Source organism: Oceaniglobus sp. K40-3, assembly GCF_055808395.1.
In genome coordinates, this window is sequence record NZ_CM147868.1 from 75294 (window position 1) to 90383 (window position 15090).

Annotated in this window: 18 protein-coding genes and 1 pseudogene; 17 read left to right on the plus strand and 2 right to left on the minus strand. The window is 60.1% G+C overall.

What is annotated here, in order from left to right; genetic code table 11:
- Window positions 1–218: 218 nt before the first annotated feature.
- From AC0L7P_RS00420 to AC0L7P_RS00450, 7 genes are all read left to right on the plus strand, one after another.
- Window positions 219–494 carry a helix-turn-helix transcriptional regulator gene (locus AC0L7P_RS00420; protein ID WP_473434011.1) on the plus strand — a complete coding sequence of 92 codons (276 nt, stop codon included), beginning with the start codon at window positions 219–221 and terminating at the stop codon, window positions 492–494.
- 400 nt (window positions 495–894) lie between these two features.
- Window positions 895–1092 (plus strand): hypothetical protein, encoded by a 198-nt coding sequence (locus AC0L7P_RS00425; RefSeq protein ID WP_473434012.1) that lies wholly within the window; start codon window positions 895–897, stop codon window positions 1090–1092.
- A 232-nt stretch (window positions 1093–1324) separates the two neighbouring features.
- Window positions 1325–1735 carry a VRR-NUC domain-containing protein gene (locus tag AC0L7P_RS00430; RefSeq protein WP_473434013.1) on the plus strand — a complete coding sequence of 137 codons (411 nt, stop codon included), beginning with the start codon at window positions 1325–1327 and terminating at the stop codon, window positions 1733–1735.
- Between the two features lie 24 nt (window positions 1736–1759).
- Window positions 1760–2611 (plus strand): helix-turn-helix domain-containing protein, encoded by an 852-nt coding sequence (locus AC0L7P_RS00435; protein ID WP_473434014.1) that lies wholly within the window; start codon window positions 1760–1762, stop codon window positions 2609–2611.
- Between the two features lie 11 nt (window positions 2612–2622).
- Window positions 2623–3114, plus strand: a complete 492-nt coding sequence (locus tag AC0L7P_RS00440) for a DUF6362 family protein (RefSeq protein WP_473434015.1) — start codon at window positions 2623–2625, stop codon at window positions 3112–3114.
- A 631-nt stretch (window positions 3115–3745) separates the two neighbouring features.
- Window positions 3746–5098 (plus strand): site-specific DNA-methyltransferase, encoded by a 1353-nt coding sequence (locus AC0L7P_RS00445; RefSeq protein ID WP_473435508.1) that lies wholly within the window; start codon window positions 3746–3748, stop codon window positions 5096–5098.
- Window positions 5099–5101: 3 nt separating this feature from the next.
- Window positions 5102–5809 (plus strand): phospholipase D-like domain-containing protein, encoded by a 708-nt coding sequence (locus AC0L7P_RS00450; RefSeq protein WP_473434016.1) that lies wholly within the window; start codon window positions 5102–5104, stop codon window positions 5807–5809.
- Between the two features lie 153 nt (window positions 5810–5962).
- On the opposite strand, the gene AC0L7P_RS00455 is transcribed toward AC0L7P_RS00450, so the two are convergent.
- Window positions 5963–6391, minus strand: a complete 429-nt coding sequence (locus tag AC0L7P_RS00455) for a CHRD domain-containing protein (RefSeq protein ID WP_473434017.1) — start codon at window positions 6389–6391, stop codon at window positions 5963–5965.
- Between the two features lie 129 nt (window positions 6392–6520).
- A complete protein-coding gene (locus tag AC0L7P_RS00460; protein ID WP_473434018.1) occupies window positions 6521–6715 on the minus strand; it encodes a hypothetical protein in 195 nt (64 codons plus the stop codon).
- 112 nt (window positions 6716–6827) lie between these two features.
- On the opposite strand from AC0L7P_RS00460, the gene AC0L7P_RS00465 reads away from it, so the two are divergent.
- The 10 genes and pseudogenes from AC0L7P_RS00465 (at window position 6828) to AC0L7P_RS00510 (ending at window position 15078) form a co-directional block, all read left to right on the plus strand.
- Window positions 6828–7442, plus strand: coding sequence for an elements of external origin (locus AC0L7P_RS00465; RefSeq protein ID WP_473434019.1), 615 nt, complete (start codon window positions 6828–6830; stop codon window positions 7440–7442).
- A 180-nt stretch (window positions 7443–7622) separates the two neighbouring features.
- Window positions 7623–8233 (plus strand): annotated as a pseudogene (locus tag AC0L7P_RS00470) (phage terminase large subunit family protein); the annotation flags it as partial.
- A 57-nt stretch (window positions 8234–8290) separates the two neighbouring features.
- Window positions 8291–9427, plus strand: a complete 1137-nt coding sequence (locus AC0L7P_RS00475) for a terminase gpA endonuclease subunit (protein WP_473435509.1) — start codon at window positions 8291–8293, stop codon at window positions 9425–9427.
- 4 nt (window positions 9428–9431) lie between these two features.
- Window positions 9432–9635 carry a phage head-tail joining protein gene (locus AC0L7P_RS00480; protein WP_473434020.1) on the plus strand — a complete coding sequence of 68 codons (204 nt, stop codon included), beginning with the start codon at window positions 9432–9434 and terminating at the stop codon, window positions 9633–9635.
- Window positions 9635–11176 carry a phage portal protein gene (locus tag AC0L7P_RS00485; protein ID WP_473434021.1) on the plus strand — a complete coding sequence of 514 codons (1542 nt, stop codon included), beginning with the start codon at window positions 9635–9637 and terminating at the stop codon, window positions 11174–11176. The genes AC0L7P_RS00480 and AC0L7P_RS00485 overlap by 1 nt, the downstream gene beginning before the upstream one ends.
- Window positions 11169–13286 (plus strand): prohead protease/major capsid protein fusion protein, encoded by a 2118-nt coding sequence (locus tag AC0L7P_RS00490; protein WP_473434022.1) that lies wholly within the window; start codon window positions 11169–11171, stop codon window positions 13284–13286. The genes AC0L7P_RS00485 and AC0L7P_RS00490 overlap by 8 nt, the downstream gene beginning before the upstream one ends.
- Window positions 13287–13354: 68 nt before the next feature.
- Window positions 13355–13693: a DUF2190 family protein gene (locus tag AC0L7P_RS00495; protein ID WP_473434023.1), complete on the plus strand. Its 339-nt coding sequence runs from the start codon at window positions 13355–13357 to the stop codon at window positions 13691–13693.
- Window positions 13694–13702: 9 nt separating this feature from the next.
- Window positions 13703–14017 carry a head-tail joining protein gene (locus AC0L7P_RS00500; RefSeq protein ID WP_473434024.1) on the plus strand — a complete coding sequence of 105 codons (315 nt, stop codon included), beginning with the start codon at window positions 13703–13705 and terminating at the stop codon, window positions 14015–14017.
- Window positions 14014–14643, plus strand: a complete 630-nt coding sequence (locus AC0L7P_RS00505; RefSeq protein ID WP_473434025.1) for a DUF6441 family protein — start codon at window positions 14014–14016, stop codon at window positions 14641–14643. Before AC0L7P_RS00500 ends, AC0L7P_RS00505 begins: the two co-directional genes overlap by 4 nt.
- A gap of 45 nt (window positions 14644–14688) precedes the next feature.
- Window positions 14689–15078 carry an acyl-CoA transferase gene (locus tag AC0L7P_RS00510; protein WP_473434026.1) on the plus strand — a complete coding sequence of 130 codons (390 nt, stop codon included), beginning with the start codon at window positions 14689–14691 and terminating at the stop codon, window positions 15076–15078.
- Window positions 15079–15090 lie beyond the last annotated feature (12 nt).

Genomic DNA, 15090 nt, shown 5'->3' on the forward strand with positions numbered 1-15090 from the left:
AAAATAAAATGAGTTTGGCCGTTCTGCGATCTGATATGGCCTATACATACCGCGTTAAAAAAATAAAGAACCGGCTTGACGCGCTGAAATACGATTCGGATCAGCATATTTTTGGAGGCAAAACCTACCGGCAGGTTGCGCCTCTTTGCGCCTCGGCGCCTGGCTCCTGAGCATGCAAGTCTCGATCAACGATTTCACGTTGATGGAGGTGTTTCGCAATGGGTGGACAAGATTCGGGCTCGGGGGATGGCGCAGCAGGCGTTCTGGCTGACTGGGTTTCGCGTGCTGATTTAGCGGCGCAGTTGGGCGTATCGGTGGACACTTTGGCACGGTGGGAAAGCAACCGAACCGGCCCGGCCTGCGTCCGCCTGGGGCGCAAGGTCATGTATCGGCGCGGCACGGTCGCCGATTGGCTTCGGGATCGTGAACAACATGCATCCAGAACGCGCAATCCTGAACGCCCACGGCGCAAGGTCGGGCGGGTGGGCGCATGATGGATTTGTCGAACACCTATCTCTTGCCATTTCACCCTGAGGAGACTGGCGAGCCCGTTTGGTTTCCTTCGAGCGGATATTTCCGGCCGTGACCGGTGGTGGTTCGTACAGGTTTGGGCCGGTGATGATCCGGACGAGACGATCATGGTCCGGTTTTTTGAGCAGGCTGGGCCATGCGCTGAACTGTCGGCAGAGGCCGATTTCTACCGGGGGCGGCCTTGGCTGCCGATCAGCATGCCCAGCGATGACCTGTCGCATAGGTTCTTGCCGTCACATCGCCTCAGGTTGGACATGCCGGGTGGTCGGTCACTGACCCATGAGTGGGGCCCACGGGGGTTCTCCAAAGAAAGTCGAAAGTCTTTGCTCACGGCCCTGTCGAAATCATTCGGGGAGGTGTCGGATGTCTGATCGTCAAATTGGGGCGCCACGGTTCGCAATTCAGGAACTGATTAAGGAGGCACAGCGCGAGTCGTTTTTGCGACGGCGGACCTATCCTAAATGGGTGCGGTCAGGGCGCATGACACAGCAGGAAGCGGATCGGCGCATCGACATGATGGAGGCCATCGTGTCCCGCCTGACGCGCACTGCGCGGCTGTAATGGGAGTTGTGCGAGATGTGATGCTGCTGAAATCAGCGCACAAGTTGGAGCGTCGCCGGTATCTGTTGGTGTGCCCAGCGCCTCATATTTCGTCGAGGTGTGCGGATTGCCACCAGCCTATCGCGGCTGACGGCGCTGGGCATCGGTCTTGGTGTCCATTTCTGGGCCGGTCAGATTGTCCGAGGCTGGAGTCTCTGTATCCACTGCAGATCCTCAGGAAGGAAACGGTCTGATGGCGGTTCAGGTCAAGCCCAGCGCATCGCGGCACAAGCGCGGTGTTCCAGAAGCGGACATCCAGCGCGAGGTGGTTCGGTTTTTGCGGTTGGTCCTGCCAGCCGGTTCAATCGTGCATCACTCTGCAAATGAAGTGACCGGGGATAGCGCGAAGGCAAAGCAGCGTCAGGCGATCCTGGTCGGCATGGGCGTGCATCCTGGCTTTGCCGATCTGGTGGTGATTTCCGGTGGGCGGGTGCTGTTCATCGAGGTGAAATCGCGAACCGGGCGGCTGTCTGCGTCACAACAAACGTTCGCGGATTTGGTGATCGCTCAGGGCTTTGGTTGGGCGCTGGTGCGCTCGATTGACGATGCCCATGCGGCGCTGAAGTTGCACGGCATACCATGCCGCAATGTCAGGGGTTTGTGATGTGGTCGAGAGAGGCGGTTTCGCATGAGCCATAAGGCGACAAACTGGGCGTTTGAGCAGCGCGGCCTGTCGCCTCCGGTGTGGCGTGTGCTGGTCATTCTGGCGGATCGCCACAATCCGGATTACGGCTGTTTCCCTTCGCAAGGTCAGCTGGCCTTGGACGCGGAATTGTCGCGGCGGTCGGTAAACCGGCACTTGGACGAATTGGAAAGGTTGGGCCTGATCCGGCGTCAGCGGCGGTATTGCCCGCACACCAAAAGCAATCTTTCGACACGCTATTTCCTGGGGTTCGAGAATGGCTTTGCGCAAATGCCCTGTGCCAATTTGGCACAAGGGGCTAGTGACACGGCTGGCACAAGGGCTTGTGACAAGGGTGGCACAGACCTTGTGTCAGATTGGCACACTAACCCTGTAAGCCAACCTGTAATTACTGCTGCGCGCGAAGATCGCCATTCGGAAGCGGCGTGTCTCGCTGTTGCGGGGCCAGGTCTGGCGGAAGCGTCGCGGATGGAGATCCGCAAATCTCGGGACGTGGTGAAAGGCTGGCTTGAGGCGGGGTATGACCTTGACCTTGATGTGCTACCGGTGATCCGGAAAAAAACGGCGCGGGTGCGAACGACACGTTTGCGAACCTGGGATTATTTTACCGCTGCGATCCGCGAGGCACATCATCGACGGCTGCGGCTCGGATCCGGCGCTGGACCGTCTGCTGAGAAAGCTGCGCGTGCCGGGGGCTCAGCCCTCGAAATCTTGGCGGATCGGATCAACCGGAATTTGTACCTGCCATCCAGCGCGGTGACGAACACCCAGCGGGATGAGCTGATCGGTCGAAACCTTGTGACGGCTGAACAGCTGCGCAGGATCGGCGTTTACTGAGGAGTCCTGAAATGAAGCTATCTGTTGAAACCATCGAAGATCGGCTTGAGGAGGCGGCGCTGACCTTGCGGCGCATGCCCAATCCACCTGGATCGGGGCCAAAGGGCTATGGGTCATCCTGGCCAGAGTATGTGTATGAGGCAAAGCACGCCTATGGCTATGGCGAGGCTCGGATGCGGGTGGTGCCCAACGCGGCCGAGATCCAGCGCATGGAGGAAGCACTTGAATGGTTACGTTTTCTCAGCCCTGATGATGCAAAGATCGTCTGGTTGCGGGCCGAGGGACGCCGGTGGCGTCAGGTTGGCATCGCTGTGGGCGTGGTGCGCCAGACCGCATGGCGCCGCTGGGTCGCGTCGCTGCACACGATTTCCAACCATCTCAATCGCTCCAAGCCTGGTGCGCGTGCCAAGGCAGTCAGGTCGGCCAAGAATGCGGGTCACTCAGTCGAGGGTGCGATGCGCGCCGGGCAGTTGCCGCTTGAAGGTGACGTCGATGCGCCCTGATTGGGCACCGGTCTGTCGGCGCGGCGCACGGAACAATAGCGGTGCCGGGCCAGCCGCGAACAGCGGCGCGAATTTTTTTGTCGGTTTGTTCGTGAGGTGCGCGACGAGGGAGAGCTGTGCGCCTATTCAGTTTGCAGTCCATCCTAAGCCGTTGGTATGAAACTGAAAACTACCATGGCTCAGACGCGATCCTGTAGTGTTGGGGTTGACATCGATCTCTGCATTGAAATGTAAGGCGCGCGTCGATCCGTGGTTCATCTGTCAGAAGCCGTTGAACTTTTGGCGCGACATAAAGGGCCGGTTCAGCCCATAAAGACGATATCATCGGCGCATGGTGAGGGTGGCAAACTCCACTCCCCCTGGCCTTGGTTCCCCCCTGGGGTGCAAACGTATACGGGTGGCATTGCGCGCTAAACCGCTAGTGTCAAATGTTTTTTCTGGGTTTCCACCTTGGGTTTCCAGTTGGGTTTCCACCTTGGGTTTCCAGTTGGGTTGCCACCTTTGGGTTGCCGGGTTGCCACCTGATTTTTCTACTGCCCGTTCCTTCGCTCACTGTCTCAAACCACCTCACAGATGCTCGGCTGCTTCGGCAGTTGGGCATTTTTTTCGGAGCTTCCCTTTGCAAATCGTGATGATCCCGACCGCGCGCCTGGTCCCTTACGTTCGAAATGCGCGGACCCATCCCGAATGGCAAATCGCTCAGATTGCAGCTTCGATCTCCGAATTTGGTTTCACCAATCCGATCTTGGTCGGCTCTGACGATGTCATCATCGCAGGCCATGGCCGGTTGTTGGCGGCCCAAAGCCTCGGCTTGGATGAGGTGCCTGCAATCGAGCTGGCGCATTTGTCGCAAGCCCAGCGTCGGGCACTCGTCATTGCCGATAACAAGATCGCCGAAAATGCGGGCTGGGATGAGGATTTGCTGCGGCGCGAGCTGGCCTCGCTTCAGGATATGGATTTCGACCTGTCGCTGACCGGCTTCGGTGAGGACGAATTAGCCCAGGTTCTTTCGGGCCTGGATGGCGAAGAGCCGGGCGATTCACCGGCCGCACCGGGCGATCCTGATTTCATTCCTGATCTGCCGGTGCGCCCTGTCTCGCAGCGCGGCTGGATCTGGGAGTTGGGTGCGCACCGGGTCATGTGTGGCGATAGCACCGAGCGGGTCGATATGGAGGCGCTGGTCGATGGCGCCTGCATGTGCGCCTGCTGGACCGATCCGCCCTATAACGTCGATTACGAAGGATCGGCCGGAAAAATCCAGAACGATTCCATGGGCGATGGCGATTTCCGCAAATTTCTGACCTCTGCCTTCCTGACCACGGCGTCGGTCATGAAAAAGGGCGGGCCGATCTATGTGGCCCATGCCGACACCGAGGGTTTCAATTTTCGCGGCGCATTTCGCGATGCCGGGTTCAAGTTGTCAGGGTGCCTGGTTTGGGTGAAGCCCAGCCTCGTTTTGGGCCGTTCCGACTATCAATGGCGCCATGAACCGATCCTTTATGGTTGGAAAGCCGGGGCTGCCCATCGCTGGTATGGCGGTCGGGCGAAAACCACGGTTTTCGATGATGCTGGCGAGGCGGTTCGCGTTATGCCCGATGGCTCGATTCAGTTGGATATCGGCGGTCAGGTCGTGTCGGTATCGGGTGAAAATCTGGCTATCGAATCCGTTGAGGGTTCGGTGTTGCGATTCGCCAAACCGGGCCGAAACGGCGAACACCCCACGATGAAGCCGGTCGCGCTGATTTCGCAAATGCTGGGCAATAGCACGTCGCGGGGCGATAGCGTGGTTGATCCCTTTGGCGGGTCAGGCTCCACCCTCATCGCCTGCGAAAAGACCGGGCGCCGGGCGTATCTGATGGAGTTGGAGGAAAAATTCGCGGACGTGATTGTGGCGCGTTGGGAAAAGCTGACCGGGCGGCAGGCGGTTTTGGCCGGTGACGGGCGCACCTTCGAAGAGCTGCGCAACCTATCGGCGGCGGCGTGATCCATGGCTGAAGGAAAGAAGGCCCGCGCGCTTCGATACTCAAACGGAAACACGCGCAAGGTCGCGCATCGCACCGCGACAGCGGCGCAAACCATCGGGGCGCTTACGCCGGGCGTGCGGGTGACCGGAGTCACCGCCGGGCAGTTCTCGGCGGTCGATGCTCTTGAGCATATGGTCGACCAGCTTGGCCCTGCGGTGGTGCGGGTTTCGACCTGGACAACCGGGCTTTACGACGCGCAACGGGCGGCGCAAATCAAGGTGTCGGGGCGTATCACCGATATTCGGATGCTGCTGGATCGCGGCACCTTTGAAAAGTCACCACAGTTCGCCGGGCCGTTGATCAAGGCGCTCGGGCCCGGCGCGTTTCGGTGTCTGTCGGTGCATGCAAAGGTGATTGTGGTTTCCGGTGATCGCGGATCTGCGGTTTTCCGGTCGTCCATGAACCTGAACAAGAACCTGCGCACCGAGCAGTTCGACATCGATGTCGATCTTGAGATCGCGGCGTTTTACGAGGGCTGGTTCGATGCGCTGTGGGATGAATCGGGCCGATCCCAGGACAACCGCACGATTATACGCAATGTCTATGATCGCTACCGGCGCGGGGGCGAGGCCGAACCTGAAGCCAAAACAGGGCGGCGCAAATCGACGCGCTCACCTAAGTTGAGCGAGGTGACCTTCGGTCCTGCTGATCTGTCGGGGTTGCTGGATTAGGTGTTTTTGATTGCAGACATCGTTTTGCGGCACCTTCGCCACTGAAATGGTGATCCCTGAAGCTACAAAGAAAAGCAAACGGGCGGCCGGATAAATCTCGGGCCGCCCGACCGCACAGCGTCGTGACATTGCGCGTGCGTTTATGAGTGTGGGTTATTCCGCAGGGGTGAGTTGGCCGCGAATTTCACCATCGGGATGCTGTTCAGTGTGAACATTGACGTAATACATCCCTGACTTGAGCTCATCGAGCTGTGCGTCGGTGATGTCTCCGCTGCCTTCCATGATTGCGTCAGACATGTCGATGACAGGCGGTGCGTTTTCGTCCGCGCTGGCAGGCCCGTGGATATGCGCTGCGGTTGGATCACCCGTCAGATCGGACACGGTGACGACCCATGAAACAGTTTTGGCATCGGTATCGACCGTAACCTCGGCGGTTCCCGTCGCGCCACTGTCGTTTGCCGGAACTTCTGCGTCAGCAGTCAGATCGGCGGTGTATTCCAGCGTTTCTGCAAAGGCCGGAAGCGCCACAAGAGAGGCGGTCATCGCCGCGACTGCCAATGGTTTGATATTGAGAATGGACATTGAATTCTCTCCTCTTTGCTATGGGGCATCAACCACGCAAGCGGCAGGATGTTCCGAGTGTTCCCATGACCCTGGCTGAGGTGAGCGCCTTTTGGCCGATGTGTTCCGTTCCGATGGTGGCGCCGGGGCTCACGCGTTGGCGAAAGTGGCAATCTCGGTCAGCTGGGCGGCGATGTGGTCCAGCGTGCCCACGTCGCCCCAGTTTACCGCCTCGGGGCCAGTATCAAAGTGATTGTCGCTGGCGTTTTGAAGGCGGGTCAGGAGCGCATCGATTTCGGCCTTTTTCGCGGCGAAGGCGGCGGTGGCTGTGGTCTGGTGTGTCATGATCCTGGCTCCTTGCCGGTGTTTCTCGCTGACACCTGTATCGCAAATTTGCGGTGCGCAGGCAACGTAAATGCAATAAATATATAAGTAAAACAATGGCTTAACAGAATTTATGGGTATTTCCAGACGTCAATATGCAGTGCAGCGGGGTGTCAGTCACACGGCGGTGGGCAAAGCTGTGCAGACCGGACGGATCTCGGTGGAGGCGGATGGCTCAATCGATCCAGTCAAGGCCGACGCGGAGTGGGAGGCGCAGACTGATCCGTCCAAACGGCGCGGGCCAAACGCCACGGCGCTGGGCATTGCCACGGCTGCCTCGACCGTCGCTGCCCAGGCCGAGGCAGGTCGTAAACCGGTGCCTCGCGCGGCGCTGGAGTCGGTCAACGAAACCCTGCGCGATGCAGGCGAAGACCCAGAGGCGGGTGCGGCCACCGGCGAGATGTCATTTCTGCGGGCGCGCATGGCGAATGAGGTGATCAAGGCCCAAACCGCACGGGTGAAATTGGCGAAAATGAAGGAGGAGCTGATCGACCGCAGCCGCGCCACGGCGATGGTTTTCGATCTGGCGCGGCGTGAACGTGACGCCTGGCAAAACTGGCCCGCGCGCGTCGCGGCAAATATGGCGGCTGATCTAGGGTGTGAACCGCATCTGGCCGAGCAGGTTCTGGACAAGTTTCTCCGGCAACACCTTGCCGAGTTGGCGGAGGTGAAAATTGACCTTCGGTGAGGTGTTTTCGTGGTTTTTGATGGCTCGGATGAGTTGCGGAACGCCTGGCTGGCCGGTTTGGCTCCTGATCCATCGGTTACTGTTTCGCAGTGGTCCGACCGGCATCGCATCCTGTCATCGCGGGGCGCATCCGAGGCGGGTCCGTATCGCACCGCGCGGACGCCGTTTATGCGGGAGATCATGGACGTCCTGTCGCCTTCTGATCCGGCCCAGCGGGTCATTTTTATGAAGGCTGCCCAAGTCGGGGCGACCGAGGCGGGCAATAACTGGATCGGGTTCTGCATGCATCGCGCGCCGGGTCCATTCCTTGCGGTGCAGCCGACCGTGGATCTGGCGAAGCGGCTTTCGCAGCAACGGATTGATCCGCTGATCGATGAATCGCCAGAATTGCGCGCCTTGGTGATGCCGTCGCGGTCGCGCGATTCCGGCAATACGATTTTGGGCAAGCGGTTTCCGGGGGCCAGTTGATCCTGACCGGCGCGAACAGTGCCGTTGGGCTTCGCTCAATGCCTGCGCGATGGGTGTTTCTGGACGAGGTCGACGCCTATCCCGGCGATCTGGATGGCGAGGGCGATCCTGTCGCCCTGGCCGAGGCGCGGACCAACAGTTTCGGGCATCGCTCCAAGATTTTTCTGGCCTCGACGCCCACGGTTCAGGGCGTTTCGCGGATCGAGCGGGAGTTCGCGATGAGCGACCAGCGACGCTATCACATTCCCTGCCCACATTGCGGCGGGTTGCAATGGCTGCAGTTTGAGCGACTGAAATGGGAAAAAGGCAAACCCGAAACGGCGCAATATCTGTGCATCCATTGTGAAGCGTTGATCGAGGAGCGGTACAAGACCGCGTTCATGGCCGAGGAAAATGGCGCGTGCTGGTTGGCCACGGCTGACCCTGAAGTCAGCGAACGAGCGGCATCGGCTGCGGTTGTGGGGTTTCACATTTCGGGCCTTTATTCGCCGTTGGGCTGGTTGTCGTGGGAGGACATCGCGCGCTCATGGGAGCAAGCGGCGGGGAACGACGCGGCGCTGAAAACCCTGAAAAACACGGTTTTGGGCGAAACCTGGCAGGAACGGGGCGAGGCGCCCGATTGGCAGCGGCTTTATGATCGGCGCGAGGACTGGCAGCTTGGCAATGCACCGGATGGCGTGTTGCTTTTGACCGCCGGGGCCGATGTGCAGCGGGATCGAATCGAGATTGACGTGTGGGGTTGGGGCCGTGATCTGCGATCCTGGCTGGTCGATCATGTGGTCATTGAGGGCGATACCGGGCGGCCGGAAGTCTGGGCCGAGTTGACCGAGTTCCTCGGCACCACCTGGCCACATGCCAGCAGCGCTGAAATGAGCCTTGCGCGCATGGCCATCGATTCCGGCGATGGGGTCACGACGGCTATGGTCTATCGCTGGGTACGTCAGGTTGGGCGCGGTCAGGTCTTGGCGATCAAGGGGGTTGGTGGGTTTGACCGGACCACGCCGGTTGATGGTCCCACCTATGTTGAAACCACCGAGGCGGGGCGCAAGTTGCGGCGCGGCGTGCAGCTTTGGAAAATCGCGGGCGCGGTGTTCAAATCCGAGACCTATCGGTTTCTGCGCCTCAATCCGCCAACCGATGAAGAGTTCGACGCAGGCGCGGTTTGGCCATCTGGTTTTGTCCATGTGCCAAAAGGCACGCCTGCCGAATGGGTCAAACAGCTTACCGGCGAACAGCTCATGACGATCCCGATGCGCAACGGGTTTTTGAAACTGGAGTGGAAGAAAACGCGGGACCGCAACGAGGCGCTCGATTGCCGTGTTTACGCGCGGGGTGCTGCCTGGCTGATGGGCATCGACCGATGGGACGAGGCCCGGTGGGAGCGTCTGGAAAGTCAGGTTTTAAACGTTCGTGAGGTTGATCCGCCGGTTGCCGGTGTGCCCAACCGCCCGGCATCAACGAAACAGCCGCGACGGGCCTCCAGATGGATGGGCGCGCGGGGCGGAAAGTGGTTCTAGAAAAATGGCTTATACCCAATCGCAGTTGGATGCGATCCGTGCGGCCTATGCCACCGGTGTTACCAGCGTGTCCTATGATGGCAAGACGACCACCTATCGCTCGCTCAATGCCATGCGAGAAATCATTGCCACCATCGAGGCCGATCTGGCCGCCCAAGCAGGGCGGAAACGCCCAGTTGCGGGCTTTGCAACATTTCGGAGATCGTGATGGCCAAATCAAAAGCTCTGCCACCTCGGATGGGGGTCGTCGACCGGGTTGTTGCGGCATTTTCACCCGAGGCGGCGTTGCGGCGCGTCTATGCGCGCGGGGCCATGGATCGCATTCGCGAATATGACGCTGCATCGAAGGGGCGCGGCACCGATGGGTGGCGGTCGTCTGGCAATTCCGCCGACACCGAGATCGCTGGCGCTGGGCCTGCGGTGCGTGATCGGATGCGTGATCTGGTGCGCAACAACCCGATGGCGGCACAGGGCGTGCAGGTTCTGGTGAACAATTTCGTGGGCACCGGCATTCGGCCACGCGCTGTGTCTGGCGATCCGGAATTGAACAAGAAAACCGACGCGCTTTTCAAGCGTTGGGCGAAACACTGCGACCGCCACGGTCATACTGATTTTCATGGTCTGCTGGTTTTGGCGGTTCGTGAAATGATCGAGGGCGGCGAGGTGTTTGCCTTGGCCCGGCCGACGCGCCCTATGCGGCCTGGTCTGCCGGGGTTGCAGATCGAGTTGCGCGAGGCCGATCATCTGGACGCGGGCCGGATGGATCATCGCGCAGATGGTGTTCGGATTGATCAGGGTATCGAATATGACCGCGCTGGACGCCGGTCGGCTTTCTGGTTGTTTCCTGATCATCCTGGGGGCACCGCGACCACCTTTGGGCGCAGGTTCGACTCTGTTCGCATTCCGGCGACGCAGGTCGCGCATTTGTTTGAGCGGCAGCGGGTCCAATCGCGCGGTGTTCCGTGGGGGGCGCCTGCCATGCGCCATATCCGTGATCTGGACGATTGGCAGCGGGCCGAGTTGGTGCGCAAAAAGACCGAGGCCTGTCTGGTCGGGATCGTGTTCGGGGCCGAAGAGGCAGATCAAGGCATCGCGCCGTCGGTCGAGGATTCCCAGGGCCACACCATCGAACAGTTTGAACCGGGCCTGATCGCCTATGCGCGAAATGGCAAGGACATCAAATTCAACCAGCCCGCATCGACCGGCGGGGTTTCCGAATGGCTGCGCGGTCAGCAGCACCTGATCGCCTCGGGGTTTCGCGTGCCCTATGCGCTGATCACCGGGGATATGTCGCAGGCGAATTTTTCAAGCACGCGGGCCGGTTTGAATGAGTTTCGCCGGATGGTCGAGCAGGTCCAATGGCTGACCATCATTCCTATGCTCTGCGAGCGGATCTGGGACTGGTTTATCGAGGCGTCCAAGGACGCGGGCCTTTTGCCGCGCGATGCTGACATCCTCGTTGAATGGGGCCCGGCGCGGTTTGAGTCGGTTAATCCGCTGCAGGATGCGCAGGCTGATCTTCTTGAGGTGCGCGCCGGGTTTTCCACCCTGCCACAGCAGATCGCGCGGCGCGGCTTTGATCCCGAGGAAGTGCTGCGTGAGACCGCAGGGTTTGCCGACAAGATGGATGCGCTTGGCCTCGTTTCGGACGCTGATCCGCGCAAGGTGGCAAAGTCTGGGCTGGCCCAGCAGCTCGATCCGAATGCTGCCACTGCTGATGTGAAAAATACGGAGTCGAGCGATGCCTGAAAATATCAATATCCCGGTCATTGGCCGGAATGCCGATCTTGTTCCCAGTTCTTACAACGACGCGGATCGCACCATCGAGGTCGTTTGGGCAGCGGGCGCTGTTGTTCGCCGGGCGCGTTGGGAGGGCTGGGATACACGGATCGAGTACGACGAATCCCTGGACATGGAGCCGGGCGCGATCCGGTTGAACCGGCTGAACGATTCCGGCGTGTTTCTGGACAGCCACTCAACGTGGGGCGGCGTGCAGAATGCCTTGGGCGCCGTGGTGCCGGGTTCGGTTCGTGTTGAGGGTGGCAAGGGTTACGCGCGGGTGAAACTCACCACGGCCGAGGATGCCTCGCCGAAAATTCAGCGCATTCTTGATGGCACCATCACCAAGGTTTCGGTCGGTTACCGGGTTCATGAATACGAAATCACGAAACCGGAAAGGCGCGACGAGCCTGAAATCTGGCGGGCTGTCGATTGGGAGCCTTTTGAAATTTCGGCCGTGATGATCCCGGCTGATGCTGACGCTGTCATTCGGTCGGGTCAGCCCGATGGTCAGATTGTTTTTCCATGTGCTGTGACGCGGCGCATTCAACCGGTCACAAATGCGGCCACTCAAACGGAGGCAGGTATGCCAAATAGAAATCAAAACGCTGGCGTAGATGGCAACACTGCCGTTCAAGACCGCGCGGTTGGGTCTGATCCGGCAAATCCGCAAGTGGCGCCTGTTGCTGGCATCGGCGCGGGCGAAACGGCCACGCGGGATGAGCCGACTGCCACCGGCGCACCAACCTTGGCGCCTGCCGATTCCGGCGCGGCAATCCGCTCGGCCATTGCAGAAGAGCGCATGCGTGTTTCTGAGATCGGCGTGTTGTGTTCGCGCCATTCGCTGACGGCTAATTTCCGCGATGGTCTGATCCGCGATGGGTTGTCGCTGAATGAAGCGCGCATGCGTGTCTTGGATGAGCTGGTTGCGAGTGATCCGGCCGGGCGCACGCCAGAGCCGTCACACGCCACCGTGCGGGGGGCCGACGATTCCGCCTATCGCGATGCGGTTTCATCGGCACTGATGCATCGTCACGATCCTGGCAACAACGCTTTGCCAGACGCGGCGCGTGATTTTCGGGGCATGTCCCTTTTGGAAATGGCGCGGCATGTTCTGGATCGCAACGGTCGCAATACGCGCGGCATGTCGCGGATGGAGGTCGCGGGCCTGGCCTTTCAGGCGCGGGCAGCGGCGGGGTATCATTCCACCTCTGATTTTCCGGCCATCCTTGCCAATGTCGCCAACAACACCTTGCGGGCCGCTTATGATCGGACGCCGCGCACTTTTGGTGCCTGGGCCCGGCGCACCACCATTGTCGATTTCAAGCCGGTGCAACGCACACAGCTTGGTGGTGCGCCTGATCTTGAGAAGGTTCTGGAATCCGGTGAATTCCAATATGGCACCATCGGCGAGGCGAAAGAGGTTTATGCGCTGGCCACCTATGGGCGCATCATGGCGATCACCCGTCAGGCTTTGATCAATGACGATATGGACGCGTTCACCCGCGTTCCGTCTGCCTTCGGTGCCTCGGCTGCGGATCTGGAATCGGATATCGTCTATTCGATACTGATGAATAACCCGGTGATGGGCGATGGCACCGCTTTGTTCCACGGCGATCATGGCAACCTTGGCACTGCGTCGATCATCGATGAGGCGGCTTTGTCCGAGGCCTATCGTGGGTTTGCCGAGCAGACCGGCCTTGAGGGGCGCAAGCTGTCCATCCTGCCCAGTTCAATCCTGGTGCCACCCGGCACACGGGCGGTTGAGGCGCGCAAGCAATTGACTGCAACCACACCGGGCTCGACCGCCGAGGTCAATGTCTATGCAAACCGGATGCAGGTCATTGAAGAGCCACGGTTGATTCCTTCTTCGGGGCAAGACCCATGGTTCCTCGCGGCCAATCCGGCGCGCATTGATACCGTTGAGTTTGCTTATCTCGATGGCCAGGAGGGCGTTTATACCGAGACGCGCATGGGCTTTGAACAGGATGGTATGGAAATCAAGGCACGCCATGATTTCGCGTCAAAAGCCATCGATCACCGGGGTTTGTGGAAAAACGCAGGCCTGGCGCCTTCCTGATCTGAAACCCGAACCGGCGCCCATTGGTGCCGGTTTTTTCTTTCAATCTTTCATGTGCGAGGATTCCCATGAAAAACTATATCTCTGCGGGCCATATGCTGGCCATCACCGCTGTTTCCACGCTCACCTCTGGTCAGGGCGTTCTGACCGGGTCGATCTTTGGTGTCGCAGCGGGCGATATCGCCTCCGGCGCCGAGGGCAACATCCAGTTGGTTGGCGTTTTTGAGCTGCCCAAAACTGGCAGCGAGGCCTGGGCAGTCGGTGCTGCGATCTATTGGGACGAATCCGAGGCCAAATGCACCACGACCACGACCGACAACATTCTGATCGGATGTGCCACTGCGGCTGTCGGCTCGGGCTCTGGCGAAACTTTGGGGCGCGTGCGCCTTAACGGCACCGCAGCTTAAGGCGTCGGGATGAGTGCTTTTGCCGCCCTGATCGACGTCTTGTTTTCGGATCAGAACATTGCGGTTGATGCGCTCTATCGCGCCGGCGGTTTGGGCGCTGGTTCGACGGTGCGCGTGATCCGAAAGGCGCCCGACGACATCGTTTCTTTTGGTGCGGGGCGCCTGGTCACCGATACCACGATCCTGGATCTGCGCATATCCGAGGTGCCCGGCCTGGCCTTGGGCGATACTCTGGAAATTGACGGGGTGTCGTATGAGGTCCGGTCGGAGCCTGTGCGGGATCGTGAGCGGTTGGTGTGGTCGGTCGATGGTCGGGTGTCGTGAAAATCGACGCGACCGTGGTTGGTTCGTTGGCCGAGCAGATGGCCGAAGTCGGGCGCGATGGGGAGCGTGCGGTCACCCGCGCCATGAAAACGGCAGGCGGTGGCCTCAAAGACGATTGGCGCGGTCAAATCGTTGCCTCTGGTCTGGGTACCCGGTTGGCGCGGACGGTTCGGTTTGAAGTTTATCCCAAGGGGCGCAATTCGCTAAATGCGGCGACGATGGTCTGGACACGCGCACCTGAAATCTTGGAGGCGTTCAGCCAAGGCGCGCTCATTCGTGCCAAGGCGGGCATGTTCCTGGCAGTGCCGACACCGGCGGCGGGTGTTCGGGGCGCTGGCAACCAGCGGGTGACGCCATCGGGTTGGGAAAAGCGCACCGGGCTGAAGCTGCGGTTCATCTATCGCCGGGGCCAGCCCAGCCTTTTGGTTGCCGAGAGCAGGGTCGCAAAATCGGGGCGGGCGGTTGCGTCACGCTCCAAAACCGGGCGCGGCCTGCAAACCGTGCCGATCTTTATTTTGGTGCCACAGGTCAATCTGCGCAAACGGTTGGATCTGGCGCGCGATGCAAATGCGCGCGCCGAGTCAATCCCGGCGCTGATCGTGTCCAATTGGAACGAGGGATCATAATGCCCAGCAAGAGCGAGCCTTGTTCTGGTTGCGCTTGAGGCGGCGTTGGCGGTTGCCAAACCGGCCGGTGCCCGGTTGGAACGCAATGCCGTATTGCCCGAGCGTGTGCCCACGGCAGGTGTACTGATCCTGCGGGATGGCAATCCCGGCGTGCCAGAGGTTCTGATGTCGCCGGTCGTCTATATCTATGAACACCGGGCTGAAATCGACCTTGTGGTCGAGGGCGTCGGGGCCGCGCGGGATGCCGTATTTGATGATCTGAAAATGTCGGTTTCGGCGGCACTCGCTGCGGATCCGACGTTCGGTGGGCTGTGTGATTTCTGCGAGGCGGAATCGCCTGCGCCGATCAGTCTGGCCATCGATGGGGCCGAGGGGCTCAAGGCGGCAACCATCACGGTCGTTCTTCACTACGAAACCACCGATCCACTTCTCTGAAACCTGAAGGAA